The organism is Citrobacter sp. XT1-2-2, assembly GCF_023516235.1.
Taxonomy (GTDB): domain Bacteria; phylum Pseudomonadota; class Gammaproteobacteria; order Enterobacterales; family Enterobacteriaceae; genus Citrobacter; species Citrobacter werkmanii.
On sequence record NZ_CP097324.1, the window covers coordinates 4,690,042 to 4,715,672 of the forward strand.

At 54.6% G+C, this 25,631-nt stretch carries 20 protein-coding genes, 3 rRNA genes and 1 riboswitch; of the genes, 9 read left to right on the plus strand and 14 right to left on the minus strand.

What is annotated here, in order from left to right:
• Positions 1–76: 76 nt before the first annotated feature.
• From aceA to metA, 3 genes are all read right to left on the minus strand, one after another.
• Positions 77–1,381: an isocitrate lyase gene (gene aceA / locus M4I31_RS22290; protein ID WP_038636179.1), complete on the minus strand. Its 1,305-nt coding sequence runs from the start codon at positions 1,379–1,381 to the stop codon at positions 77–79.
• Between the two features lie 31 nt (positions 1,382–1,412).
• Entirely contained in the window at positions 1,413–3,014 is a 1,602-nt protein-coding gene (aceB, locus tag M4I31_RS22295) for a malate synthase A (protein ID WP_085049566.1), read from the minus strand.
• 268 nt (positions 3,015–3,282) lie between these two features.
• Positions 3,283–4,212 carry a homoserine O-succinyltransferase gene (metA, locus tag M4I31_RS22300; RefSeq protein WP_042313076.1) on the minus strand — a complete coding sequence of 310 codons (930 nt, stop codon included), beginning with the start codon at positions 4,210–4,212 and terminating at the stop codon, positions 3,283–3,285.
• A gap of 157 nt (positions 4,213–4,369) precedes the next feature.
• Between metA and M4I31_RS22305 the strand changes: the two genes are divergently transcribed.
• Complete coding sequence (locus M4I31_RS22305) at positions 4,370–4,807, plus strand: acetyltransferase (RefSeq protein WP_085049565.1); 438 nt, start codon at positions 4,370–4,372, stop codon at positions 4,805–4,807.
• A 176-nt stretch (positions 4,808–4,983) separates the two neighbouring features.
• On the opposite strand, the gene rrf is transcribed toward M4I31_RS22305, so the two are convergent.
• The 3 genes from rrf to M4I31_RS22320 all read right to left on the minus strand — a co-directional run bounded on the left by rrf (position 4,984) and on the right by M4I31_RS22320 (position 9,861).
• Positions 4,984–5,099: ribosomal RNA gene (gene rrf / locus M4I31_RS22310) — 5S ribosomal RNA — on the minus strand.
• 92 nt (positions 5,100–5,191) lie between these two features.
• Positions 5,192–8,096 (minus strand): 23S ribosomal RNA (locus tag M4I31_RS22315).
• Between the two features lie 225 nt (positions 8,097–8,321).
• Positions 8,322–9,861, minus strand: a 16S ribosomal RNA gene (locus tag M4I31_RS22320).
• The 16S, 23S and 5S rRNA genes sit together here, the layout of an rRNA operon.
• Before the next feature lie 619 nt (positions 9,862–10,480).
• Between M4I31_RS22320 and purH the strand changes: the two genes are divergently transcribed.
• Both purH and purD read left to right on the plus strand, forming a co-directional pair.
• Positions 10,481–12,070, plus strand: a complete 1,590-nt coding sequence (purH, locus tag M4I31_RS22325; protein ID WP_085049786.1) for a bifunctional phosphoribosylaminoimidazolecarboxamide formyltransferase/IMP cyclohydrolase — start codon at positions 10,481–10,483, stop codon at positions 12,068–12,070.
• A gap of 15 nt (positions 12,071–12,085) precedes the next feature.
• Positions 12,086–13,375, plus strand: coding sequence for a phosphoribosylamine--glycine ligase (gene purD, locus M4I31_RS22330; protein ID WP_085049787.1), 1,290 nt, complete (start codon positions 12,086–12,088; stop codon positions 13,373–13,375).
• Here the strand turns inward: purD and zraR are convergent.
• Together zraR and zraS are read right to left on the minus strand one after the other, a co-directional pair.
• Complete coding sequence (zraR, locus tag M4I31_RS22335; RefSeq protein WP_085049788.1) at positions 13,372–14,697, minus strand: sigma-54-dependent response regulator transcription factor ZraR; 1,326 nt, start codon at positions 14,695–14,697, stop codon at positions 13,372–13,374. The genes purD and zraR overlap by 4 nt on opposite strands.
• Positions 14,698–14,702: 5 nt before the next feature.
• Positions 14,703–16,088 carry a two-component system sensor histidine kinase ZraS gene (zraS, locus tag M4I31_RS22340; protein ID WP_085049789.1) on the minus strand — a complete coding sequence of 462 codons (1,386 nt, stop codon included), beginning with the start codon at positions 16,086–16,088 and terminating at the stop codon, positions 14,703–14,705.
• A 254-nt stretch (positions 16,089–16,342) separates the two neighbouring features.
• Here zraS and zraP point away from each other — a divergent pair, with 254 nt between their 5' ends.
• Positions 16,343–16,786, plus strand: coding sequence for a zinc resistance sensor/chaperone ZraP (zraP, locus tag M4I31_RS22345; protein WP_085049790.1), 444 nt, complete (start codon positions 16,343–16,345; stop codon positions 16,784–16,786).
• A gap of 74 nt (positions 16,787–16,860) precedes the next feature.
• Here zraP and M4I31_RS22350 read toward each other — a convergent pair whose 3' ends face one another.
• The 6 genes from M4I31_RS22350 to nudC all read right to left on the minus strand — a co-directional run bounded on the left by M4I31_RS22350 (position 16,861) and on the right by nudC (position 21,227).
• Entirely contained in the window at positions 16,861–17,553 is a 693-nt protein-coding gene (locus M4I31_RS22350) for a DUF1481 domain-containing protein (RefSeq protein ID WP_038642958.1), read from the minus strand.
• An 11-nt stretch (positions 17,554–17,564) separates the two neighbouring features.
• Positions 17,565–17,837, minus strand: coding sequence for a nucleoid-associated protein HU-alpha (gene hupA, locus M4I31_RS22355; RefSeq protein ID WP_001044509.1), 273 nt, complete (start codon positions 17,835–17,837; stop codon positions 17,565–17,567).
• Between the two features lie 186 nt (positions 17,838–18,023).
• Positions 18,024–18,614 (minus strand): YjaG family protein, encoded by a 591-nt coding sequence (locus tag M4I31_RS22360; protein WP_042314221.1) that lies wholly within the window; start codon positions 18,612–18,614, stop codon positions 18,024–18,026.
• A 33-nt stretch (positions 18,615–18,647) separates the two neighbouring features.
• On the minus strand, positions 18,648–19,328 hold the full coding sequence (nfi, locus tag M4I31_RS22365; RefSeq protein ID WP_038636148.1) for a deoxyribonuclease V: 681 nt from the start codon (positions 19,326–19,328) through the stop codon (positions 18,648–18,650).
• A 9-nt stretch (positions 19,329–19,337) separates the two neighbouring features.
• The gene (gene hemE / locus M4I31_RS22370) at positions 19,338–20,402 is read right to left on the minus strand and encodes a uroporphyrinogen decarboxylase (protein WP_042314226.1); all 1,065 of its coding nucleotides are present in this window, start codon (positions 20,400–20,402) and stop codon (positions 19,338–19,340) included.
• Between the two features lie 51 nt (positions 20,403–20,453).
• Entirely contained in the window at positions 20,454–21,227 is a 774-nt protein-coding gene (gene nudC / locus M4I31_RS22375; RefSeq protein ID WP_038636141.1) for an NAD(+) diphosphatase, read from the minus strand.
• A 99-nt stretch (positions 21,228–21,326) separates the two neighbouring features.
• On the opposite strand from nudC, the gene M4I31_RS22380 reads away from it, so the two are divergent.
• The 5 genes from M4I31_RS22380 (at position 21,327) to thiS (ending at position 25,630) form a co-directional block, all read left to right on the plus strand.
• Entirely contained in the window at positions 21,327–21,806 is a 480-nt protein-coding gene (locus tag M4I31_RS22380) for an Rsd/AlgQ family anti-sigma factor (protein ID WP_032940921.1), read from the plus strand.
• 51 nt (positions 21,807–21,857) lie between these two features.
• A riboswitch (TPP riboswitch) is annotated at positions 21,858–22,083 on the plus strand.
• A gap of 81 nt (positions 22,084–22,164) precedes the next feature.
• Positions 22,165–24,063 carry a phosphomethylpyrimidine synthase ThiC gene (thiC, locus tag M4I31_RS22385; RefSeq protein ID WP_038636137.1) on the plus strand — a complete coding sequence of 633 codons (1,899 nt, stop codon included), beginning with the start codon at positions 22,165–22,167 and terminating at the stop codon, positions 24,061–24,063.
• Positions 24,063–24,698, plus strand: coding sequence for a thiamine phosphate synthase (gene thiE, locus M4I31_RS22390; RefSeq protein ID WP_085049791.1), 636 nt, complete (start codon positions 24,063–24,065; stop codon positions 24,696–24,698). Before thiC ends, thiE begins: the two co-directional genes overlap by 1 nt.
• Positions 24,691–25,449 carry a HesA/MoeB/ThiF family protein gene (locus M4I31_RS22395; protein WP_064546548.1) on the plus strand — a complete coding sequence of 253 codons (759 nt, stop codon included), beginning with the start codon at positions 24,691–24,693 and terminating at the stop codon, positions 25,447–25,449. The genes thiE and M4I31_RS22395 overlap by 8 nt, the downstream gene beginning before the upstream one ends.
• Entirely contained in the window at positions 25,430–25,630 is a 201-nt protein-coding gene (gene thiS, locus M4I31_RS22400) for a sulfur carrier protein ThiS (RefSeq protein ID WP_001166833.1), read from the plus strand. The genes M4I31_RS22395 and thiS overlap by 20 nt, the downstream gene beginning before the upstream one ends.
• The last annotated feature ends 1 nt before the right edge of the window (position 25,631 follow it).

Below are 25,631 nucleotides of genomic sequence, written 5' to 3' on the forward strand. Positions count from 1 at the left end.
ATGCCGGATGGCGCATACGCTTTTCCGGCCTACATCCCTTCGTAGGCCCGGCAAGCGCAGCGCCACCGGGCATTGATCAGAACTGCGATTCTTCGGTGGAACCCGTTAACGCGGTAACGGAAGAGGCGCCGCCCTGAATGATGGTGGTAACTTTATCGAAGTAGCCGGTACCCACTTCCTGCTGGTGGGACACGAAGGTGTAACCGTCTTTTGCCGCCGCAAATTCTGGCTGCTGCACCTTCTCAACATAGTGGCGCATGCCTTCACCCTGCGCATAGGAGTGCGCGAGGTCGAACATGTTGAACCACATGCTGTGAATACCTGCCAGGGTAATGAACTGGTATTTATAGCCCATGTCCGACAACTGCTGCTGGAAGCTGGCAATGGTTTTATCATCCAGATTTTTCTGCCAGTTAAACGACGGCGAACAGTTGTAGGCCAGCAGTTTACCTGGGAATTTCGCATGAATGGCATCGGCAAAGCGCTTCGCCAGTTCGAGGTCTGGTGTGGAAGTTTCACACCACACCAGATCCGCATACGGCGCGTAGGCCAGACCGCGGCTGATCGCCTGCTCAATACCAGCATGTGTACGGAAGAAGCCTTCGCAGGTACGTTCGCCAGTAATGAATTCGCTGTCGTAGGCATCGCAGTCAGAGGTAATCAAATCAGCTGCGTCAGCATCGGTACGCGCAATCACCAGCGTCGGCACGCCCATCACGTCGGCAGCCAGACGGGCCGCCACCAGTTTCTGAATAGCTTCCTGAGTCGGCACCAGCACCTTACCGCCCATGTGACCGCATTTTTTCACTGATGCGAGCTGATCTTCGAAGTGAACGGCTGCTGCACCAGCCTCAATCATCGATTTCATCAGTTCAAACGCGTTCAGAACCCCGCCAAAGCCCGCTTCCGCATCGGCAACGATCGGCAAGAAGTAATCCACGTAGCGCGGATCGTTCGGCTCAATACCGCTTGACCATTGGATCTGATCCGCACGACGGAAAGTATTGTTGATCCGATCCACCACTGCCGGGACGGAGTTCGCCGGATACAGCGATTGATCCGGATACATGCTGGAGGCCAGGTTGGCATCTGCCGCCACCTGCCAGCCAGAAAGGTAAACCGCTTCAATACCGGCTTTCGCCTGTTGCAGCGCCTGGCCGCCGGTCAGCGCGCCGAGGCTGTTGATATACCCTTTCTTCGACTCACCGTGCAGCAGACGCCACATTTTCGCCGCACCAAGCTGCGCCAGCGTGCATTCCGGGTTGACCGAGCCACGTAATTTCACCACATCCTCCGCGCTATATGGACGGGTGATGCCTTCCCAGCGCGGTTGAGTCCACTCTTTCTGTAATTCTTCGATTTGTTGATTACGGGTTTTCATGTGCAGATGCTCCATATTGTTATGTGGTGAGTTAAGCCAGCAGGCGGTAACCTGGCAGGGTCAAGAAATCGATCAGTTCATCAGAGGTAGTGATTTGCTCCATCAGACGCGCGGCATCGTCAAAACGCCCGCTGCTGTAGCGGTGCTCGCCCAGTTCGTCCTGAATCACCAGCATCTCTTCGGCCAGCATCTGGCGGAACAGCAGTTTGGTCACCGGCTTGCCGTTGCTGAGCGTTTTCTGGTGGTGGATCCACTGCCAGATGGAGGTGCGGGAGATTTCGGCGGTGGCCGCATCTTCCATCAGACCGTAAATCGGCACGCAGCCGTTACCGGAGATCCACGCCTCGATATACTGCACCGCGACACGGATATTGGCGCGCATACCCTCTTCGGTACGCTCACCGTCGCACGGTGCCAGCAGCTGTTCGGCGGTAATTGGCGCATCTTCTTCACGCGTCACAAACAGCTGATTTTTGTTTTCTCCGAGCACGTCGTTGAATACCGTCATTGCGGTATCTGCCAGGCCCGGATGGGCAATCCATGTACCGTCATGACCGTTATTCGCTTCCAGCGCTTTATCCGCTTTTACCTTGGTCAGAACCTGGTTGTTACGCTCGGCATCTTTACTGGGAATGAACGCAGCCATGCCGCCCATCGCGAACGCGCCGCGTTTATGACAGGTTTTAATCAACAGACGCGAGTAGGCGCTAAGGAATGGCTTATCCATCGTCACCACCTGACGGTCCGGCAGCACGCGGTCCGGGTGGTTCTTCAGGGTTTTGATATAGCTGAAAATGTAATCCCAGCGGCCACAGTTCAGGCCCACAATATGGTCACGCAACGCGTGCAGGATCTCATCCATCTGGAAAACAGCGGGCAACGTTTCAATCAGCAAGGTCGCTTTGATGGTGCCGCGCGGCAGATTAAAGCGGTCCTCTGCATAGCTGAACACTTCACTCCACCAGGCAGCTTCTTGCCAGGCCTGCGTTTTTGGCAGATAGAAATACGGGCCACTGCCTTTTGCCAGCAACGCTTTGTAGTTGTGGAAGAAGTAGAGTGCAAAATCGAACAGGCTGCCAGGGATGGATTCGCCACGCCAGGTGACGTGTTTTTCCGGCAGATGCAGACCACGCACACGACACACCAATAAAGCTGGATTGGGTTTAAGTTGATAAATTTTACCCGCTTCGTTGGTGTAACTAATGGTGCCATTGACCGCATCGCGCAGGTTGATCTGCCCGTCGATAACTTTGCTCCACTCAGGGGCCAGCGAATCTTCAAAGTCAGCCATAAAGACTTTGACGTTCGCGTTCAGCGCGTTGATGACCATCTTGCGCTCAACCGGTCCGGTAATCTCTACGCGGCGATCCAGTAAATCATCAGGAATACCGCGAATTTTCCAGTCGCCCTCACGAATGGAAGCTGTTTCCGAAATAAAATCAGGCAACTTACCGTTATCAATATCCTGCTGCTGCTGGATCCGCGCAGCCAGAAGCTTATTCCGCTTAGGCGTAAATCTTGTCACCAGTTCAGTCAGAAACTCCACCGCTTCTCCGGTCAGGATTTGCTGCTCCTGTTCGCCACGCGGCCTGGTGAAGACCAGTTCATCGGTTGTCGTTGCCTGTTGATTCATTGCGTAGTTCCTCGTCAGTGATCCAAACACATCCCCAATGCGAACGAAGGATCGTTGTGCGGTTTTCGTTCAGCACAACTAAGACTACTCATTTAAATTTCAAAATCAAAAACAATTTCCATTTTTAAATTAATTATCCATTAACCTATTGATAACAATATAAATAAAATTTAATTACACAGTGAGGTGCGTTTCGGAAATAAAAAAGGCACCCGAAGGTGCCTGATTCAACATGCTGAAACGCTTAAGGATCGTCTGCTACAGAAGATTAATCCAGCGTTGGATTCATGTGACGCAGATCATATGGCGTGATCTGGTAGACGTAATAGTTGAGCCAGTTGGTAAACAACAGATTGCCATGGCTACGCCAGGTTGCCCGCGGTTTGTTTTGCGGGTCATCTTTCGGGAAGTAGTTATAGGGTACTTCCGGGGATAAGCCCGCTTCAACGTCACGAAAATATTCGCTACCGAGCGTGTGCGCGTCATACTCGGGATGACCCGTCACAAAGGCAATGCGTTTATCTTTACTGGCGAACAAATAGGCATCGCCCTCTTCCGTTTCGGCAAAAATCTCGAGATCGGTATAGTCGCGGATAAGTGCGGCAGGGAAGTCGGCATAGCGCGAATGAGGGGCCAAAAATGCATCATCAAATCCGCGCGTCAGCAACGCATGAGGATGCAGAATATGATGCTCATAGACGCCGGAGAGTTTATCCGTGCGGGTTTGCTTGGGAATGCCATAAAGGATATTCAATGCGGCCTGTACCGCCCAGCAGACAAACAGCGTCGAGGTAACGTGATCTTTAGCCCACTCAAGAACCTGTTTTATCTGCGGCCAGTAAGCCACGTCATTAAACTCAACCAGACCCAGCGGCGCCCCTGTAACGATCAGTCCATCAAAGTTCTGATCGCAGATATCCTCGAAATTACAGTAAAAGTTATTCAGATGCTCCGTTGGGGTGTTGCGTGACTCGCGGGCATCGATGCGCAATAGCTGAACATCTACCTGTAGCGGTGAGTTAGACAATAAACGCAGGAACTGGTTTTCCGTTTCAATCTTCTTCGGCATCAGGTTGAGGATAAGTACCTTCAGTGGACGGATTTCCTGACCGGAAGCGCGGGATGTCGTCATGACAAAGACGTTTTCCTCACGCAAGAAATTGACGGCGGGTAGTTCGTCCTGCACGCGAATTGGCATAACCTGATAACCTCACTACATACGTTTAAACGTTTAGACATCCAGATAGCTGAAGATACCCAGGAATCAGCAGAATGTCGAGCCTACATCCTCAAGTTGAGAAAGTTTCACGGTTCCTTGCTGTAGAATAGTGCAGTAAAGAAAAAAGGAGAATGCTATGACCTTTACCATCCGTCGTTCGCGTCAGGACGAAGGAGACAAGTTAGTTTCTATTTGGTGTCGCTCAGTGGATGCCACGCACCATTTCCTCTCTGCGGATTATCGGGTTGAACTGGAACAGTTGGTACGTTCTTTTTTACCAGAAGCCCCTCTATGGGTTGCAGTGACAAATCAGGATGAGCCAGTCGCCTTTATGCTCCTGACCGATCAGCATATAGATGCCCTGTTTGTCGATCCGGATGTGCGTGGTAGTGGCGTTGGTAAGCTGCTGATTGAACATGCTTTATCAATGAGTTCCACGCTAACAACTAACGTTAACGAACAGAATGAACAAGCGGTTGGATTCTATAAGAAGATGGGATTTAGCGTGACGGGACGTACAGAGGTGGACGATCTTGGGCACCCCTACCCGTTGCTCAATCTCGTGCGCGGGTAGCAGGGCAAGTTTTTACGTGGTGCGGGATTGCCTGATGCGCTGCGCTTATCAGGCCTACAAAATACGTTCAGTACAACGTAGGCCGGATAAGGCGGTGTGCCGCATCCGGCAGGTTTCATTTCACACAGACGCAAAAAAGCCCATCCGGCAGGATGGGCTTCTTCACTTTATTTGATGCCTGGCAGTTCCCTACTCTCGCATGGGGAGACCCCACACTACCATCGGCGCTACGGCGTTTCACTTCTGAGTTCGGCATGGGGTCAGGTGGGACCACCGCGCTACAGCCGCCAGGCAAATTCTGTTTATTAACCCGCTTTTTGCCGGTTAATCTTATCTGTATCAGGCTGAAAATCTGTCTCTTCGCCAAAACATCTTCGGCGTTGTAAGGTTAAGCCTCACGGTTCATTAGTATCGGTTAGCTCAATGTATCGCTACACTTACACACCCGACCTATCAACGTCGTCGTCTTCAACGTTCCTTCAGGACCCTTAAAGGGTCAGGGAGAACTCATCTCGGGGCAAGTTTCGTGCTTAGATGCTTTCAGCACTTATCTCTTCCGCATTTAGCTACCGGGCAGTGCCATTGGCATGACAACCCGAACACCAGTGATGCGTCCACTCCGGTCCTCTCGTACTAGGAGCAGCCCCCCTCAATTCTCCAGCGCCCACGGCAGATAGGGACCGAACTGTCTCACGACGTTCTAAACCCAGCTCGCGTACCACTTTAAATGGCGAACAGCCATACCCTTGGGACCTACTTCAGCCCCAGGATGTGATGAGCCGACATCGAGGTGCCAAACACCGCCGTCGATATGAACTCTTGGGCGGTATCAGCCTGTTATCCCCGGAGTACCTTTTATCCGTTGAGCGATGGCCCTTCCATTCAGAACCACCGGATCACTAAGACCTGCTTTCGCACCTGCTCGAGCCGTCACTCTCGCAGTCAAGCTAGCTTATGCCTTTGCACTAACCTCCTGATGTCCGACCAGGATTAGCTAACCTTCGTGCTCCTCCGTTACTCTTTGGGAGGAGACCGCCCCAGTCAAACTACCCACCAGACACTGTCCGCAACCCGGATTACGGGCCCACGTTAGAACACCAGCCATTAAAGGGTGGTATTTCAAGGATGGCTCCATGCAGACTGGCGTCCACACTTCAAAGCCTCCCACCTATCCTACACATCAAGGACCAGTGTTCAGTGTCAAGCTATAGTAAAGGTTCACGGGGTCTTTCCGTCTTGCCGCGGGTACACTGCATCTTCACAGCGAGTTCAATTTCACTGAGTCTCGGGTGGAGACAGCCTGGCCATCATTACGCCATTCGTGCAGGTCGGAACTTACCCGACAAGGAATTTCGCTACCTTAGGACCGTTATAGTTACGGCCGCCGTTTACCGGGGCTTCGATCAAGAGCTTCTCCTTACGGATAACCCCATCAATTAACCTTCCGGCACCGGGCAGGCGTCACACCGTATACGTCCACTTTCGTGTTTGCACAGTGCTGTGTTTTTAATAAACAGTTGCAGCCAGCTGGTATCTTCGACTGATTTCAGCTCCATGAGTAAATCACTTCACCTACATATCAGCGTGCCTTCTCCCGAAGTTACGGCACCATTTTGCCTAGTTCCTTCACCCGAGTTCTCTCAAGCGCCTTGGTATTCTCTACCTGACCACCTGTGTCGGTTTGGGGTACGATTTCGTGTTACCTGATGCTTAGAGGCTTTTCCTGGAAGCAGGGCATTTGTCACTTCAGCACCGTAGTGCCTCGTCATCACACCTCAGCGTTAAAAGGTACCGGATTTACCTGGAACCTCCGCCTACATGCTTAAACCGGGACAACCGTCGCCCGGCCGACATAGCCTTCTCCGTCCCCCCTTCGCAGTAACACCAAGTACAGGAATATTAACCTGTTTCCCATCGACTACGCCTTTCGGCCTCGCCTTAGGGGTCGACTCACCCTGCCCCGATTAACGTTGGACAGGAACCCTTGGTCTTCCGGCGTGCGGGTTTTTCACCCGCATTATCGTTACTTATGTCAGCATTCGCACTTCTGATACCTCCAGCAGCCCTCACAGGCCACCTTCAACGGCTTACAGAACGCTCCCCTACCCAACAACACATAGTGTCGCTGCCGCAGCTTCGGTGCATGGTTTAGCCCCGTTACATCTTCCGCGCAGGCCGACTCGACCAGTGAGCTATTACGCTTTCTTTAAATGATGGCTGCTTCTAAGCCAACATCCTGGCTGTCTGTGCCTTCCCACATCGTTTCCCACTTAACCATGACTTTGGGACCTTAGCTGGCGGTCTGGGTTGTTTCCCTCTTCACGACGGACGTTAGCACCCGCCGTGTGTCTCCCGTGATAACATTCTTCGGTATTCGCAGTTTGCATCGGGTTGGTAAGTCGGGATGACCCCCTAGCCGAAACAGTGCTCTACCCCCGAAGATGAGTTCACGAGGCGCTACCTAAATAGCTTTCGGGGAGAACCAGCTATCTCCCGGTTTGATTGGCCTTTCACCCCCAGCCACAAGTCATCCGCTAATTTTTCAACATTAGTCGGTTCGGTCCTCCAGTTAGTGTTACCCAACCTTCAACCTGCCCATGGCTAGATCACCGGGTTTCGGGTCTATACCCTGCAACTTAACGCCCAGTTAAGACTCGGTTTCCCTTCGGCTCCCCTATACGGTTAACCTTGCTACAGAATATAAGTCGCTGACCCATTATACAAAAGGTACGCAGTCACACCCGAAGGTGCTCCCACTGCTTGTACGTACACGGTTTCAGGTTCTTTTTCACTCCCCTCGCCGGGGTTCTTTTCGCCTTTCCCTCACGGTACTGGTTCACTATCGGTCAGTCAGGAGTATTTAGCCTTGGAGGATGGTCCCCCCATATTCAGACAGGATACCACGTGTCCCGCCCTACTCTTCGAGTTCACAACCTGTGCATTTTTGTGTACGGGACTATCACCCTGTACCGTCGGACTTTCCAGACCGTTCCACTAACACACATGCTGATTCAGACTCTGGGCTGCTCCCCGTTCGCTCGCCGCTACTGGGGGAATCTCGGTTGATTTCTTTTCCTCGGGGTACTTAGATGTTTCAGTTCCCCCGGTTCGCTTCGTTAACCTATGTATTCAGTTAACGATAGTGTGACGAATCACACTGGGTTTCCCCATTCGGAAATCGCCGGTTATAACGGTTCATATCACCTTACCGGCGCTTATCGCAGATTAGCACGTCCTTCATCGCCTCTGACTGCCAGGGCATCCACCGTGTACGCTTAGTCGCTTAACCTCACAACCCGAAGATGTTTCACTTCTGATTGCGAAAATTTGAGAGACTCGAACACACCATTTATCTGTTCTTATTACGGAGAACAGACACAGTGTGTCGTTTCAATTTTCAGCTTGATCCAGATTTTTAAAGAGCAAAACTTCTTAATGCACTCGAAAGTACATTCAGAAGTTCATCATTCATCAGACAATCTGTGTGAGCACTGCAAAGAACGTTTCTTTAAGGTAAGGAGGTGATCCAACCGCAGGTTCCCCTACGGTTACCTTGTTACGACTTCACCCCAGTCATGAATCACAAAGTGGTAAGCGCCCTCCCGAAGGTTAAGCTACCTACTTCTTTTGCAACCCACTCCCATGGTGTGACGGGCGGTGTGTACAAGGCCCGGGAACGTATTCACCGTGGCATTCTGATCCACGATTACTAGCGATTCCGACTTCATGGAGTCGAGTTGCAGACTCCAATCCGGACTACGACATACTTTATGAGGTCCGCTTGCTCTCGCGAGGTCGCTTCTCTTTGTATATGCCATTGTAGCACGTGTGTAGCCCTACTCGTAAGGGCCATGATGACTTGACGTCATCCCCACCTTCCTCCAGTTTATCACTGGCAGTCTCCTTTGAGTTCCCGGCCGGACCGCTGGCAACAAAGGATAAGGGTTGCGCTCGTTGCGGGACTTAACCCAACATTTCACAACACGAGCTGACGACAGCCATGCAGCACCTGTCTCAGAGTTCCCGAAGGCACCAAAGCATCTCTGCTAAGTTCTCTGGATGTCAAGAGTAGGTAAGGTTCTTCGCGTTGCATCGAATTAAACCACATGCTCCACCGCTTGTGCGGGCCCCCGTCAATTCATTTGAGTTTTAACCTTGCGGCCGTACTCCCCAGGCGGTCGACTTAACGCGTTAGCTCCGGAAGCCACGCCTCAAGGGCACAACCTCCAAGTCGACATCGTTTACGGCGTGGACTACCAGGGTATCTAATCCTGTTTGCTCCCCACGCTTTCGCACCTGAGCGTCAGTCTTTGTCCAGGGGGCCGCCTTCGCCACCGGTATTCCTCCAGATCTCTACGCATTTCACCGCTACACCTGGAATTCTACCCCCCTCTACAAGACTCTAGCCTGCCAGTTTCGGATGCAGTTCCCAGGTTGAGCCCGGGGATTTCACATCCGACTTGACAGACCGCCTGCGTGCGCTTTACGCCCAGTAATTCCGATTAACGCTTGCACCCTCCGTATTACCGCGGCTGCTGGCACGGAGTTAGCCGGTGCTTCTTCTGCGAGTAACGTCAATCGCTGTGGTTATTAACCACAACGCCTTCCTCCTCGCTGAAAGTACTTTACAACCCGAAGGCCTTCTTCATACACGCGGCATGGCTGCATCAGGCTTGCGCCCATTGTGCAATATTCCCCACTGCTGCCTCCCGTAGGAGTCTGGACCGTGTCTCAGTTCCAGTGTGGCTGGTCATCCTCTCAGACCAGCTAGGGATCGTCGCCTAGGTGAGCCGTTACCTCACCTACAAGCTAATCCCATCTGGGCACATCCGATGGCAAGAGGCCCGAAGGTCCCCCTCTTTGGTCTTGCGACATTATGCGGTATTAGCTACCGTTTCCAGTAGTTATCCCCCTCCATCGGGCAGTTTCCCAGACATTACTCACCCGTCCGCCACTCGTCACCCGAGAGCAAGCTCTCTGTGCTACCGTTCGACTTGCATGTGTTAGGCCTGCCGCCAGCGTTCAATCTGAGCCATGATCAAACTCTTCAATTTAAGTTTGATGCTCGTGAATTAAACTTCGTAATGAATTACGTGTTCACTCAGAGACTTGGTATTCATTTTTCGCCTTGCGACGTTAAGAATCCGTATCCTCGAGTGCCCACACAGATTGTCTGATAAATTGTTAAAGAGCAGTTGCGACGCGCCTTAGCGCTCTGTCGCGAGGTGGCGTATATTACGCTTTCCTCTTTCAGAGTCAACCCTCATTTTCAGGTTTTTCTCTTCAACCGACCGGGCTGTTTGTGTGAAGTGATTCACATCCGCCGTGTCGATGGAGGCGCATTATAGGGAGTTTCCTTCAGCCCGCAACCCCTAAATGACAGAAAAATGACTGACTGCTGCATTCCACAGCAGAACCCCGCCTTATACCCATTTACGCACAGAGTTATCCACAAAAATAAGGTTCTCTTGCGATCATCACTTCGATTCATCCCTCATCTATACAGCTGAAATAGTCGAATTAAAGGAAAGAGAAAAATTCGCGAGCGTTGCGCAAACGTTTTCGTTACAATGCCACCGCACAACAAGGATGCCCCGTGAGGGGCGTTAGCTGAGTTTTTAGCCAAGAATTCACCTAACGCTCTCTGTAATAGTCAAATCCAGGGGATTTACCATGCAACAACGTCGTCCAGTCCGCCGCGCTCTGCTCAGTGTTTCTGACAAGGCCGGTATCATCGAATTCGCTCAGGCACTTTCCGCACGCGGTGTGGAGCTGCTGTCTACGGGGGGTACCGCCCGCCTGTTAGCAGAAAAAGGCCTGGCAGTGACCGAAGTTTCCGATTACACCGGTTTCCCGGAAATGATGGATGGACGCGTGAAGACCCTGCATCCAAAAGTACACGGCGGCATCCTCGGCCGTCGCGGCCAGGACGATGCGATCATGGAACAGCATCACATCGCCCCTATCGATATGGTGGTCGTTAACCTGTACCCCTTCGCCGAAACCGTAGCCCGTGAAGGCTGCTCGCTGGAAGATGCGGTAGAGAACATTGATATCGGCGGCCCGACCATGGTGCGCTCCGCCGCGAAGAACCATAAAGACGTCGCCATCGTGGTGAAGAGCAGTGACTACGACGCCATTATTAAAGAGATGGATGCTAATGAAGGCTCTCTGACTCTCGACACCCGTTTCGATCTCGCGATTAAAGCTTTCGAACACACCGCCGCCTACGACAGCATGATTGCCAACTACTTCGGCAGCATGGTTCCGGCTTATCACGGTGAGAGCAAAGAAGCCGCCGGTCGCTTCCCGCGTACGCTGAACCTGAACTTCATTAAGAAGCAGGATATGCGCTACGGCGAGAACAGCCACCAGCAGGCTGCCTTCTATATAGAAGAGAATGTGAAAGAAGCATCCGTTGCCACTGCACAGCAGGTGCAGGGCAAAGCCCTCTCTTATAACAACATCGCTGATACCGACGCAGCGCTGGAGTGCGTGAAAGAGTTCAACGAGCCGGCCTGCGTGATCGTCAAGCACGCCAACCCGTGCGGCGTGGCGGTAAGCACCTCGATTCTCGATGCTTATGACCGTGCGTATAAAACCGACCCAACCTCCGCGTTCGGCGGCATCATCGCCTTCAACCGCGAGCTGGATGCCGAAACCGCGCAGGCGATTATCTCCCGCCAGTTCGTGGAAGTGATCATCGCCCCGTCCGCGACCGAAGAAGCGTTGAAGATCACTGCCGCTAAACAGAACGTTCGCGTCCTGATCTGCGGCCAGTGGGCACAGCGTGTGCCGGGTCTGGACTTCAAACGCGTTAACGGTGGCCTGCTGGTTCAGGACCGCGACCTGGGTATGGTAGGCGAAGGCGAACTGCGCGTGGTGTCTAAACGCCAGCCGACCGAGCAAGAGCTGCGTGACGCGCTGTTCTGCTGGAAGGTAGCCAAGTTTGTGAAGTCCAACGCTATTGTCTACGCCAAAGAGAACATGACCATCGGCATAGGCGCAGGCCAGATGAGCCGTGTCTACTCTGCGAAAATCGCCGGGATTAAAGCGGCTGACGAAGGTCTGGAAGTGAAAGGCTCCGCGATGGCCTCCGACGCCTTCTTCCCGTTCCGCGACGGTATCGATGCCGCTGCCGCCGTAGGCGTGAGCTGCGTTATCCAGCCTGGCGGTTCTATCCGTGATGATGAAGTCATTGCCGCTGCCGATGAACACGGTATCGCGATGATCTTTACCGACATGCGCCACTTCCGCCATTAATCCACGGAGCAGACGATGAAAGTATTAGTGATTGGCAACGGCGGGCGCGAGCACGCGCTGGCGTGGAAAGCGGCGCAGTCGCCGCTGGTTGATACCGTTTTTGTCGCACCGGGCAACGCGGGCACCGCGCTGGAACCCGCGCTGCAAAACGTGGCTATCGGCGTAACCGATATCCCGGCGCTGCTGAGCTTTGCCCAGAACGAGAAGATTGACCTGACCATCGTTGGCCCGGAAGCGCCGCTGGTGATTGGCGTGGTCGATGCGTTTCGCGCCGCAGGTCTGAAGATCTTCGGCCCAACCGAAGGCGCCGCACAATTGGAAGGCTCCAAAGCCTTCACCAAAGATTTCCTCGCCCGTCACCAGATTCCGACGGCGGAGTATCAGAACTTTACCGAGGTTGAGCCAGCGCTGGCTTACCTGCGCGAGAAAGGCGCACCGATCGTCATCAAAGCCGACGGTCTGGCCGCCGGTAAAGGCGTTATCGTCGCGATGACGCTTGAAGAAGCGGAAGCCGCCGTGCAGGACATGCTGGCGGGTAACGCCTTTGGCGATGCAGGCCACCGCATCGTGATTGAAGAGTTCCTCGACGGTGAAGAAGCGAGCTTTATCGTGATGGTCGACGGCGAACACGTGCTGCCGATGGCCACCAGCCAGGACCACAAACGCGTGGGTAACGGCGATACCGGCCCGAACACCGGCGGGATGGGGGCTTACTCCCCGGCGCCGGTAGTCACTGATGAAGTGCACCAGCGCACCATGGAACGCATCATCTGGCCAACCGTGAAAGGCATGGCGGCGGAAGGGAATACCTACACCGGCTTCCTGTATGCGGGCCTGATGATCGACAAGCAGGGCAACCCGAAGGTAATCGAGTTCAACTGTCGCTTTGGCGATCCGGAAACCCAGCCGATCATGCTGCGCATGAAGTCGGATCTGGTGGATCTGTGCCTGGCCGCCTGCGACGGCAAGCTGGATGAGAAAACCTCCGAGTGGGACGAACGCGCTTCATTAGGCGTGGTGATCGCCGCGGGCGGTTATCCGGGTAGCTACAGCACCGGCGACGAGATCCACGGTCTGCCGCTGGAAGAAGTGGCTGACGGTAAGGTTTTCCACGCGGGCACCAAACTCGCCGATGACGACCGCGTGGTGACCAGCGGCGGCCGTGTACTGTGCGCCACCGCGCTGGGCCACACCGTCGCCGAAGCGCAGAAACGCGCTTACGCCCTGATGGCCGACATCCGCTGGAACGGTAGCTTCAGCCGTAACGACATCGGCTGGCGCGCCATCGAACGCGAACAGCGCTAACGCGACATTTTCGCCAGCAGCGTTTTACGCGTAATGCCTAACTGACGGGCGGCTTCCGTTTTGTTGCCGCCCGTTTTTTCCAGCGCCGCCAGAATGACCTCTTTCTCCACTTCCACCAGCGGCTGGATCTCGCCACTGTATTCCGTTTTTATTGGCGTCGCGGCAATAGCCAGCGGCAGCTCGCGCTCGGTAATATACTCGCCCGTCAGCAGCACCACCGCCCGCTCCACCGCGTTCTCCAGCTCGCGGATATTCCCCGGCCAGTCGTAATGGATAAGCAGATCCATCGCCTGCGGCGTAAAGCCTTTCACTGCTTTACGGTTACGCGCGGCAAAACGCTGGAGAAAATGTTCGGCCAGCAGCGGGATATCTTCCCGACGTTGACATAATGCGGGCATTTCTATGGTAACCACATTCAGACGGTAGTAGAGATCCTGGCGAAAACGTCCGGCACTGACCTCCTCGGCCAGATTACGGTGCGTGGCGGCGATCAGCCGGACATCAACATCAATTGTCTGGTTACTGCCAACCCGTTGCACCTCTCGCTCCTGGATAGCCCGCAGCAGACGCACCTGCATCAGCGGTGAGATATCGCCAATTTCATCAAGAAATAACGTGCCGCCGTCCGCTTCCACAAAACGCCCTTCCCGCCGTTTATCCGCCCCGGTAAACGCCCCTTTCTCGTGGCCAAAAAGTTCGGACTCCAGCAGCGACTCATTCAGCGCCGCGCAGTTCAGCGTCACCAGCGGCTTATCACTGCGCGCGCTGCTGGCGTGTAGCGCGCGGGCAACCAACTCTTTCCCTGTCCCGGAATCTCCGTGGATAAGCACCGTGGCGTCCGAGGGCGCTACCATCGCAATTTCATTGAGCAACTGCTGCATCGCCGGACTGCTGCCAATCATGCCAAACTGCGCAGCCGACGCTGACAACACTTCAGCGCTCGTATCCCGCGTATGCGCCAGCGCCTTTTCCAGTGTTTCCTGCAAGCGGTCAAAATCCAGCGGTTTGATTAAGTAGTCCAGCGCCCCGGTTTTCAGCGCCTCTACGGCGGTCTCCACGCTGGAGAAAGCCGTCATAATTAGTACCGGAATGGCTGGATTCAGGGCTTTAATCTCTTTTAGCGTTGCGATACCGTCCATCTCCGCCATGCGAACATCACACAGCACCAGATCAAATACGCGTTCACGCACCTGTTCCAGCGCCGCTCGCCCGCTATAAGCCAGTGCGACGTCATAACCCCAGCCACGCAGCAGCGCCTGTAAAATAGTGCAGTGGCTGATATCGTCATCCACTACCAGAATATCGATTTTTCCGCGCGTCATCCTTGTTAATCCTGTCGTTTCGCTTTCGTCGGGAGCCAGAGAGTAAAGACCGTACCTTTGCCCTCAATACTTGCCACCTGGATAGTGCCGCCGTGCTGTTCGATAATGTTCTGCACTACCGCCAGTCCCAGACCAGTACCATCAGCTTTGGTCGTATAGTAAGGCGTAAAAATAGCCTCCAGCTGTTCCGGCGCAATCCCCTTCCCGCTATCGGTCACCACGATTTTAACGCGATCGGCGCTGCTTTCACTCGCTTCAACCGTAATCGTGCCCTGACGGCCTATTGCATGAATGGCGTTCAGATAAAGATTCAGCAGAACCTGGGTGAGCCGATCGGGATCGGCCTCAATGGCAGGCAACGTGGCATTGGCCGCAAATTGTAGCTGGATGTCCCGGCTTGCCGCATCCTGACTCACCAGGTGGAGTGAATGAGTGATGACCTGGTTGAGATCCACGTGTTGTAGCGTCAGATGCGCGGGTTTCACCAGTTCCAGCAGTTCGCTCACCACCCGATTTAAACGGTCCGCCTCTTTCGCCATCACCTGCGCCAGCTCGTGAGACTCACCGCCTGCCGGTGTTCGTTCGGCAAAATATTTTGCTAAACCTTTGATGGATGAAAGTGGGTTACGAATCTCATGTGCAACGCCTGCCGCCAGATGCCCGAGCGCCATCAGTTTTTCTTTGCGCTTCATCGCATCCTGTAGTTCTTTATACGAGCGCTGATAGCGCTGATACCAGAAGTACGTCAGCACGGTTGCCAGCAGCACTGCCGCCAGCGCAGACAAAACAATCAGCGTATTTCGCCACTCTCTGGCCTGAGTCGCGGCCAGGTCGCTGGCATCGAAAGCGATAAAAATGGTCTGCGTTGGGGTGATAAGCTGCCCGTCATTGCTGGCGCAACGCGCCATGCCATGGCGTCCGGGCCCATACATCGGCTGGAACTGGCGGTAAATTTCCAGAGCCGGCGTTGTTTCCCCCTCCCCCATTGGTATCTCAATTTTCCGCCAGCGTTCTTGTTCCGCGGGGTGTAGCTGCTGCAGGACATCGGGCGAATAAAGTGATTTACCCACCATCGCCGAATTGCTGTGGGTAATAATGACGCCATGCTCATCGACGACGGCAAACCATAACACACCCGGTTGTACGGCCATTTCCTCCAGCAGCGTCTGCTGCTGGGCATGATGCATGCGCATCCCCATCCCCACCCGCGTGCCGGACTCCAGGGCGCGAATTAACACACTGCCTTTTTCCAGGAGCGTTTGTCGGGCGGCATCACTTTCCCGACCATAGTCCCGTATGGTCATAATCGAAAACCAGCCGACTAACATCAGGATTGCCGCCAGCAAGAGTCTGCTCAACCACTTTGCCACCGTGTCCTTATAAAGACGCATACGTTCTCCCTTTACCCACCGTTTCCTTTCTTCGTTGCCGGTATACAGCAGAAATCATGCCATTTTTTCTCCCTGAGAACCCTGCCCTCAGACACAAAGTAGCGGGTAAAAATGACCCGCAAGCGAATTCTGGCGAGTCATTTTTACTCGCTTTCCTACCGAGACGGCGAGAACAACCTCCGCAAGGCCTGGATTGCCGCTTTGGCACGGAAGATGCAAAAGGGAATATAAGCTAACCAACAGGAGAACGAACAATGAAACGGAACAACAAACTGGCGCTGATTGCACTCTCTCTTATCGCTCTGGGCTCCACCCCGGCGCTGGCGCAACATCATTGGGGATATGGGGATGGTATGCAGCAACGGGGCGGCATACCAATGACCACCGAGCAGCAGGCTACCGCGCAGAAAATTTATGATGATTACTACTCCCAGACCAGCGCGTTACGCCAACAGTTGGTCTCCAAACGTTATGAGTACAACGCCTTGTTAACAGCCAGTTCGCCAGACACGGCAAAAATTAATGCCGTAGCAAAAGAAATGGAGGCTCTGAATCAGTCTCTGGATGAGCAGCGCGTTAAGCGTGATGTCGCGCTGGCGCAGGCAGGCGTGCCACGTGGTGCCGGAATGGGCTACGGCGGATGCGGCGGTGGCGGTAACTATCGCGGTGGCGGTCATATGGGAATGGGGCACTGGTAAAGGACTTAATGCCTGATCGCGCTACGCTAATCGGACTACGGATGGATAAGACGCATTTGCGTCACCATCCGGCATTAAAATGTTTTCTCTTTCGGCTGCCAGTGACAAAAATCTTCATTGGCGACCAGCAGTAGTTGTGATCCTTCGGGCGCTTCCAGCCATGCCACGCTCACCTCTACGGATGAATGGCGCTGGCGGCGCTCAATATGGTTTATCGCCCACGATTCCAGATCGGGCTTTAGCGTTTCACCTTCACAGGTCGTCACCGTGTTATTCGCATGCCAGCGTCCCTGACGCAATATCACCCGTCCCTGACGCAGCGCATCGCTGGTCTGGCGGATTTGATCGGCGCGATAGCGGTAAAGCGCGATTTGATCGCTGGAAAGCTGTTGTTTTTGCCCGTCGACTTCACGCTGCATGAAACTCAGTTCGCCCCGGTCATCGAAGCGTATCCGAACATGTTCCGACGGTTTACTGTATACGTTGAGTTCTATCAGAGAGAGCGAATCACCCTGCCAGCGGTATTCACTGGTGGTGGTATCGCCTTTACGCCACGGACTAAATACCGAGAGCAAGTGAACATCGTCGCTGGAATCTTTACGCCAGATGCGTACCGCCCCCTGATCGCCAACATAGCCGCTGGCCGTGAAGGGAGGAAGCTCAGAATGGCTACCACAGGCTGACAGTAACAGAACACCTGAAAGCCAAAGCGAATGACGCCAGATGGACAAAAGGGGCGAAACCGCCCCTTCGATAAAACTGTTCACTGCCACGCGAATTACTTAACCGCGTCTTTCAGTGCTTTACCAGAAACAAATGCCGGTACGTTAGCTGCGGCGATTTTGATTTCTTTACCGGTCTGCGGGTTGCGGCCAGTGCGCTCAGCACGGTGGTTCACTTTGAAGGTACCGAAACCAACCAGTTGTACAGCATCGCCTTCTTTCAGAGACTCAGTAATAGCAGCCAGAGTGGATTCCAGAGCAGCTTTAGCCTGTGTTTTAGACAGTTCTGCTTTGTCTGCAATTACATCAATCAGTTGAGTCTTGTTCATAAGTTATCCTTACAATGTGTTTATCGCTTGCTAAGCATCGAGTGCGACGGAAATGCCAGAAAAGCACTCTCCTGCATACACGCACCGATAGCCACTTTTTTTCGCCCCCCAAATGTAGACCAGACCGGGGGCGGATGGGAAGCCTTCAGGCACGACAAATCAGGCGTTAAATCACGTTTTATGGTGTCATTGCTGAAAATTTATACCAATATTGCTCTCACCAGCCTCGCGCAGGTCTGCACGAAGCCCTTTTATCAGCTCAATATCGCGTTCTTCACAGTCGGCTAAAAGTCGGAAAATTTCCCACTGAATATCCCATTCTTGCTCAACGGCAGGGTTCTCTTTCAGCTCTTCATCGGTCATTTCGCGACCAGCCTGGGTCATTTCCAGCATCGCAACCGTCGTAATCGATGCCTTGCTGACCTCAATCGCATGCTCCAGCGTTTCACCGCTAAGACGAGAATGCATCAGTTCGCTTAATGCCACGCAGGCATCAATCGCCGGGTAAACGCCGTACAGATCGTAATCATCCGCAGAAGGAATGGCCTCTTCAAACTTTTCCAACTGGCTGTCGAAATTGATTTTCGCGTCTTTTACCGTCAGCGTTTCCCAAATTAAATCTAAAATTCGGCGATAAATCTGCCCATCGCCAAATTCAGTTTGCTTGCAGAACATGGCGTAGTTTGGGTACATGCGCTCACAGAGGCAGGCCATAAACGTGACGTGCTGCCAGCTTTCCAGCTTCTCCAGACGCAGGTGAATCGGGTTTTGTAACATGATGAGTTCTCAAATACGGAAATTAGCCGCAGTTTACCCGATATGGGGCGTTTTTGCTGCAAGCCGCGTAAAAGACGGACGTTCTGATGCCACCGCATCCGCCCAGCGGGTCGGTTCCGGCAAACGATAACCGTTCATACAGCGCTGCACCCACGCCAGCGCGTTGTCCATGCCCACGCGGTGACCCGTAGAGATAAACAACGGATTACAGCGCGCTTTGCTGCGCCAGACCCATGCCAGTTGTTCGCCTTTATCCAGCAGCGGCGCGAGCGCACCGGGTTCGGCAGAGAGCGGCTCAAACTTGCCGCACAGACGTTTTTTCGCCACGCCAATGGTCGGGACATCTACCAGCAGACCAAAATGGCTGGCGACCCCCAGGCGACGTGGGTGGGAAATACCATGCCCGTCGACGAACAGCAGATCCGGTTTTTGCGACAGCTGTTGCCAGGCGGCCATCAGCGCGGGGGTTTCACGAAAGGAGAGAAAGCCGGGAATATACGGCATGGTGGTGGCGACCCGCGCCACCGTGTATTCAACCAGTTCCAGAGAGGGATACTTCAGCAGAACCATCGCGGCCCGCGTCACTTCGCCACCCTGCTCAAACCCGACATCCGCTCCCCCGATCAGATCCGGCGGATCCTTGTCGAGGCGATCCTCGCGGATCACTGAAGAGGCCAGTTCAAGCTGCTGAGCGCGTAGCGACGCGAGATCCATAATGACTCCTTAGCGGTGGTATTGTTCGGACAGCCGATGCACCGCCTCCACAAACACCCCTGCATGTTCCGGCGGTACATCCTGATGGATGCCGTGACCGAGGTTGAAGACGTGGCCTTCACCCTGGCCGAAACCTGCAAGTATAGTCGCTACCTCGTCTTCGATCCGTGCCGGCGGCGCATACAGCATGGATGGATCCATATTGCCCTGCAGCGCCACTTTATGGCCAACGCGACGACGCGCATCGGCGATATCTGTCGTCCAGTCGAGACCTAACGCATCACAGCCGGTTTCCGCCATCGCTTCCAGCCACTGACCGCCGCCTTTGGTAAACAGCGTCACCGGTACGCGACGGCCTTCGTTTTCACGCAGCAGACCATCAACGATTTTATGCATGTAGTACAACGAGAACTGCTGATAGTCGCGCCCGGTCAGCACGCCACCCCAGGTGTCAAAAATCATTACCGATTGCGCGCCCGCTTTAATCTGCGCGTTCAGGTACAGCGTGACGCTCTGCGCCAGCTTATCGAGCAGCAGATGCAGCGCTTTAGGGTCGGCATACATCATCTTTTTAATCACGGTGAAGGCTTTACTGCTGCCGCCTTCCACCATGTAGGTCGCCAGCGTCCACGGGCTGCCGGAGAAACCTATCAGCGGCACCTCGCCCTTCAGCTCACGGCGAATGGTGCGCACCGCGTTCATTACGTAGCCCAGCTCGCCTTCCGGGTCCGGAATCGGCAGTTTTTCAACGTCGGCCTTGCTGGTAATCGGTGAGGTGAAGCGCGGGCCTTCCCCGGCCTCAAAGTACAGCCCAAGCCCCATTGCATCCGGAATAGTCAAAATATCCGAGAAGAGGATCGCCGCATCGAGCTTGTAGCGACGCAGCGGCTGCAGCGTCACTTCGCAGGCCAGCTCGGCGTTTTTGCACAGCGCCATAAAATCGCCCGCCTCGGCGCGCGTGGCTTTATATTCCGGTAGATAGCGACCCGCCTGGCGCATCATCCATACCGGGGTGACATCAACGGGCTGGCGCAGCAGCGCACGCAGATAACGATCGTTCTTCAGTTCGGTCATTTTTTGCAGTTCCTTATTGCGTCAGTCCCACAGTGTATCACCACTCGTTCTTTACTCGTACTCGGCCCGACACATTGCCACCGTATCTTCGATCAAACGACGCGCGACGGTGCCAGGCGGGGGTAAGAGTGGTAAATCGTCGTAGCGATACCAGTTGGCATTGAGTAGCTCTTTCGGGTCAATGACGATGTCGCCGCTGTCGTACTCTGCCATAAACGCCGTCATCAGCGATTGCGGGAACGGCCACGGCTGCGAGGTCACGTAGCGCAGATTTTTCACCTTGATCCCGCTTTCCTCCATGACTTCGCGCGCCACCGCCTGCTCCAGGGTTTCGCCTACTTCGACAAAACCGGCCAGCACGGTATGCACACCGTTACGATGGCGAACATGCTGGGCAAGGAGAATCGAATCATCGCGGCGAATGGCGACGATAATGCAGGGAGCGATTTGCGGATAATAGCGTTCGCGGCAATGGCTACACAGCATCGCCCATTCGGTTTTGCTCGGGTGCATCGTGTGCCCGCAGTAGCCGCAGAATTTATGCGAGCGGTAGAACTCGGCCAGCTGTACGCCGCGCCCCGCCAACTGAAACAGGCCCACGTCCTGATCGATGACCTGGCGTACCGAACCCATGTCGTGGCGACGCGGCTGCTGCACCAACCAGACCGGATCGCCTTCCCACTCACCTATCTGAAGTGCGCGCTGGCCCGCAAGATCGAAATTTATCGCCTCGCCATAGGGTAATTCCCCAGCAGGCAACCATAATTTTTGTTCGTGGCTCACAATCCACCAGCCGCGATCCCATTTTTCAATTATTCGATCCATATCTCTTGCGCTACCTTTGCTTCACAGGCATGTTATTAACATTATTTTTACAAGATTGACATGAGCAGATTTTAAACTTATCGATACGAGGGTCAACGTATGTTAAACCAGTTAGAACACCTGAAAGAGCGTGTCCATGGGCATCATAAACTGGTCGACCGTTGGCTGAATATTCGTAAGCACCTGCTCGTGGCTTACTACGATCTGGTTGGCCTGAAACCGGGCAAAGAGTCGTTTATGCGCCTCAATGAGAAAGCGCTCGATAATTTTTGCCAGCGTCTGGTCGACTATCTGTCTGCCGGTCACTTCAGTATTTATGAACGCATTATCCATAAAATGGAAGGTGAGAGTCCGCTTTTAAACGCCAGCAAAATCTGGCCGCAGCTGGATGCCAATACCCAACTGATAATGGATTACTATGACTCAACGCTGGAAAACGCCATCGATGAGGATAACGTTCACCAGCTCCAGCAGGCGCTTTCCGATATTGGCGAAGCGCTGGAGGCTCGTTTCCGGCTGGAAGATCAGCTCATCATGCTGGCCTTTAAAACGCTTAGCGAATTCAAACGCCCGGCTTGAGATTTTCCGCATTAACGCGTAGTTTACATTCATTACCTCTAAGATAGAGGTTACTTCTTGTCGGAGTGCTTATTTTCCACAAAAGCATTCGTGATGCGTCAAGGCGGCAAGTCAGTGAATCTTCAGGAGCTTACCTAAGTAAGTGACTGGAGTGAGCGGACGAAGCCAACAAAGAGGCAGCGCGAAGGATGACGTGGAAAAGGCTGAGACCGTTAATTCGGGATCCGCGGAACCTGATCAGGTTAAAACCTGCGAAGGGAACAAGAGTCAATCTACAGCCGTATCGCCCCTGGGCGATCGTCTCTCTTGCTTCATCCGTCGTCTGACAAGCCACGTCCTTACTTTTTTGGAATGAGCTATGTCTGCCACTACTAAACCATCACGCCGCGAACAGCGCGCCCAGGCCCAACACTTTATCGATACCCTGGAAGGTACCGCCTTTCCTGAGTCCAGACGCATCTATATCACCGGTTCGCAGCCGGATATCCGCATCCCGATGCGCGAAATTCAGCTCAGCCCAACGCTAATTGGCGGCAGTAAAGATAACCCGCAGTTTGAGGCGAACGAAGCCGTACCGGTGTACGACACCTCCGGCCCGTATGGCGATCCTGAGGTGGCGATTAACGTCCAGCAGGGTCTGGCGAAACTGCGCCAGCCGTGGATTGACGCACGCAATGATAGCGAAGAATTAGACGACCGTAGCTCGGCTTACACCAAAGAACGTCTGGCCGACGATGGTCTGGACGATCTGCGTTTTACCGGCCTGCTGACGCCGAAACGCGCCAAAGCAGGCAAGCGCGTCACCCAGTTGCATTACGCCCGCCAGGGGATCGTCACTCCCGAAATGGAGTTTATCGCCATCCGTGAAAATATGGGCCGCGAGCGCATTCGCAGTGAAGTGCTGCGCCACCAGCATCCGGGGATGAGCTTCGGCGCACGCCTGCCGGAAAACATTACCCCGGAATTCGTGCGTGATGAAGTGGCTGCGGGCCGCGCGATTATCCCCGCCAACATCAACCACCCGGAATCGGAGCCGATGATCATTGGCCGCAACTTCCTGGTCAAAGTGAATGCCAACATCGGTAACTCGGCGGTCACCTCCTCCATCGAAGAAGAGGTGGAAAAACTGGTCTGGTCGACCCGCTGGGGCGCGGACACGGTAATGGACCTCTCCACTGGCCGCTATATTCATGAAACCCGCGAGTGGATCCTGCGTAACAGCCCGGTACCGATCGGCACCGTGCCGATCTATCAGGCGCTGGAGAAGGTCAACGGGATCGCCGAAGATCTCACCTGGGAAGCGTTCCGCGACACGCTGCTGGAGCAGGCCGAACAAGGCGTCGACTACTTCACCATCCATGCGGGCGTACTGCTGCGCTACGTGCCAATGACCGCCAAACGCCTGACCGGTATTGTCTCGCGCGGCGGTTCAATCATGGCGAAATGGTGTCTCTCCCATCACAAAGAGAACTTCCTGTTCGAACATTTCCGCGAGATTTGCGAAATCTGCGCCGCCTACGACGTTTCCCTGTCGCTGGGCGACGGCCTGCGTCCCGGCTCCATCCAGGACGCCAACGACGAAGCGCAGTTCTCCGAGCTGCATACGCTGGGTGAGCTGACCAAAATCGCCTGGGAATACGACGTGCAGGTGATGATTGAAGGCCCGGGCCACGTGCCGATGCATATGATTCAGCGCAACATGACCGAAGAGCTGGAGAGCTGCCACGAAGCGCCGTTTTACACCTTAGGGCCGTTGACCACCGATATCGCGCCGGGCTATGACCACTTCACCTCCGGCATAGGCGCCGCAATGATCGGCTGGTTCGGCTGTGCGATGCTGTGTTACGTGACGCCGAAAGAGCACCTCGGCCTGCCGAACAAAGAAGATGTGAAGCAGGGGCTGATCACCTACAAAATCGCCGCCCACGCCGCGGATTTAGCCAAAGGACATCCGGGCGCGCAGATCCGCGATAACGCCATGTCGAAAGCGCGCTTTGAATTCCGCTGGGAAGATCAGTTTAACCTCGCGCTCGACCCGTTCACCGCCCGCGCTTATCACGATGAAACCCTGCCACAAGAATCCGGCAAGGTCGCCCACTTCTGTTCCATGTGCGGGCCGAAATTCTGCTCGATGAAAATCAGCCAGGAAGTGCGTGATTACGCCGCCGCGCAAACCATTGAAGTGGGGATGGCGGATATGTCGGAAAACTTCCGCGCCAAAGGCGGCGAAATTTATCTCAAACGGGAGGAAGCCTGATGTATCAGCCTGATTTCCCAACCGTACCGTTCCGCCTCGGGCTTTACCCGGTGGTAGACAGCGTTGAATGGATTGAACGTCTGCTGGAGGCGGGCGTGCGTACCATTCAGTTGCGTATCAAAGAGAAACGCGATGAAGAGGTGGAAGCCGACGTTATCGCCGCCATCGCACTGGGGCGTCGTTATGATGCCCGCCTGTTTATTAACGACTACTGGCGGCTGGCGATTAAGCACAACGCCTACGGCGTGCATCTGGGCCAGGAAGACCTCGAAACCACCGACCTGCAGGCCATTCAGGCGGCGGGCTTACGCCTGGGTGTATCCACTCACGATGATATGGAGATTAACGTCGCACTCGCCGCTAAGCCTTCTTATATCGCGCTCGGCCACGTCTTCCCGACGCAAACCAAGCAGATGCCTTCCGCCCCGCAGGGGCTGGCGCAGTTGGCCAGTCATATTGAACGACTGGCGGATTACCCGACCGTCGCGATCGGCGGCATCAGCCTTGAACGCGCCCCGTCGGTGCTGGCGACTGGCGTCGGCAGTATTGCCGTGGTCAGCGCTATTACTCAGGCCGCCGACTGGCGCGCCGCTACCGCGCAGTTACTGGATATTGCGGGAGTTGGCGATGAATGACCGCGATTTTATGCGCTACAGCCGGCAAATCCTGCTCGGCGATATCGCCATTGAAGGCCAGCAAAAGCTGCTCGCGAGTCATGTGCTGATCGTGGGTTTAGGCGGGTTAGGTTCACCTGCCGCGCTGTATCTGGCGGGAGCTGGCATCGGCAAACTGACGCTGGTAGACGACGACGACATTCATCTGAGCAATTTGCAGCGCCAGATTCTATTTACCACCGATGATATCGCACGTTCAAAATCTCAGGTTGCCCGGCAGCGCCTGACACGGCTCAACCCGGATATCGAATTGGTATCACTCCAGCAGCGACTTAAAGGCGATGCGCTCCGGCATACGGTCGCGCGGGCCGATGTAGTGCTCGACTGTACCGATAACATGGCCACGCGCCAGGAAATCAACGCCGCATGCGTAGCGCTCAATATCCCACTCATCACCGCCAGCGCTGTCGGCTTTGGCGGTCAGTTGATGGTGCTCACGCCGCCGTGGGAACAAGGATGTTACCGCTGCCTGTGGCCGGATGATGTAGAGCCGGAACGCAACTGCCGCACCGCTGGCGTGCTCGGCCCGGTGGTTGGCGTGATGGGTACCTTGCAGGCGCTGGAGGCGATTAAATTACTTAGCGGTATTGAGACGCCGGGCGGGGAGCTACGTCTGTTTGACGGCAAAACCAGCCAGTGGCGCAGCCTCGCGCTGCGTCGCGCCAGCGGCTGTCCGGTATGCGGAGGGCAGCATGCAAATTCAATTCAATGATGAGCCGATGCAGTGCGCCGCAGGGCAAACCGTCAGCGGGCTGCTTATCCAGCTCAACCAGCTCAAACCGGGCGCAGCGTTGGCGCTCAATCAGCAGATCCTGCCGCGCGAGCAGTGGGAACAGCAAATCGTGCAGGAAGGCGACCAGATCCTGCTTTTTCAGGTTATTGCAGGGGGTTGAG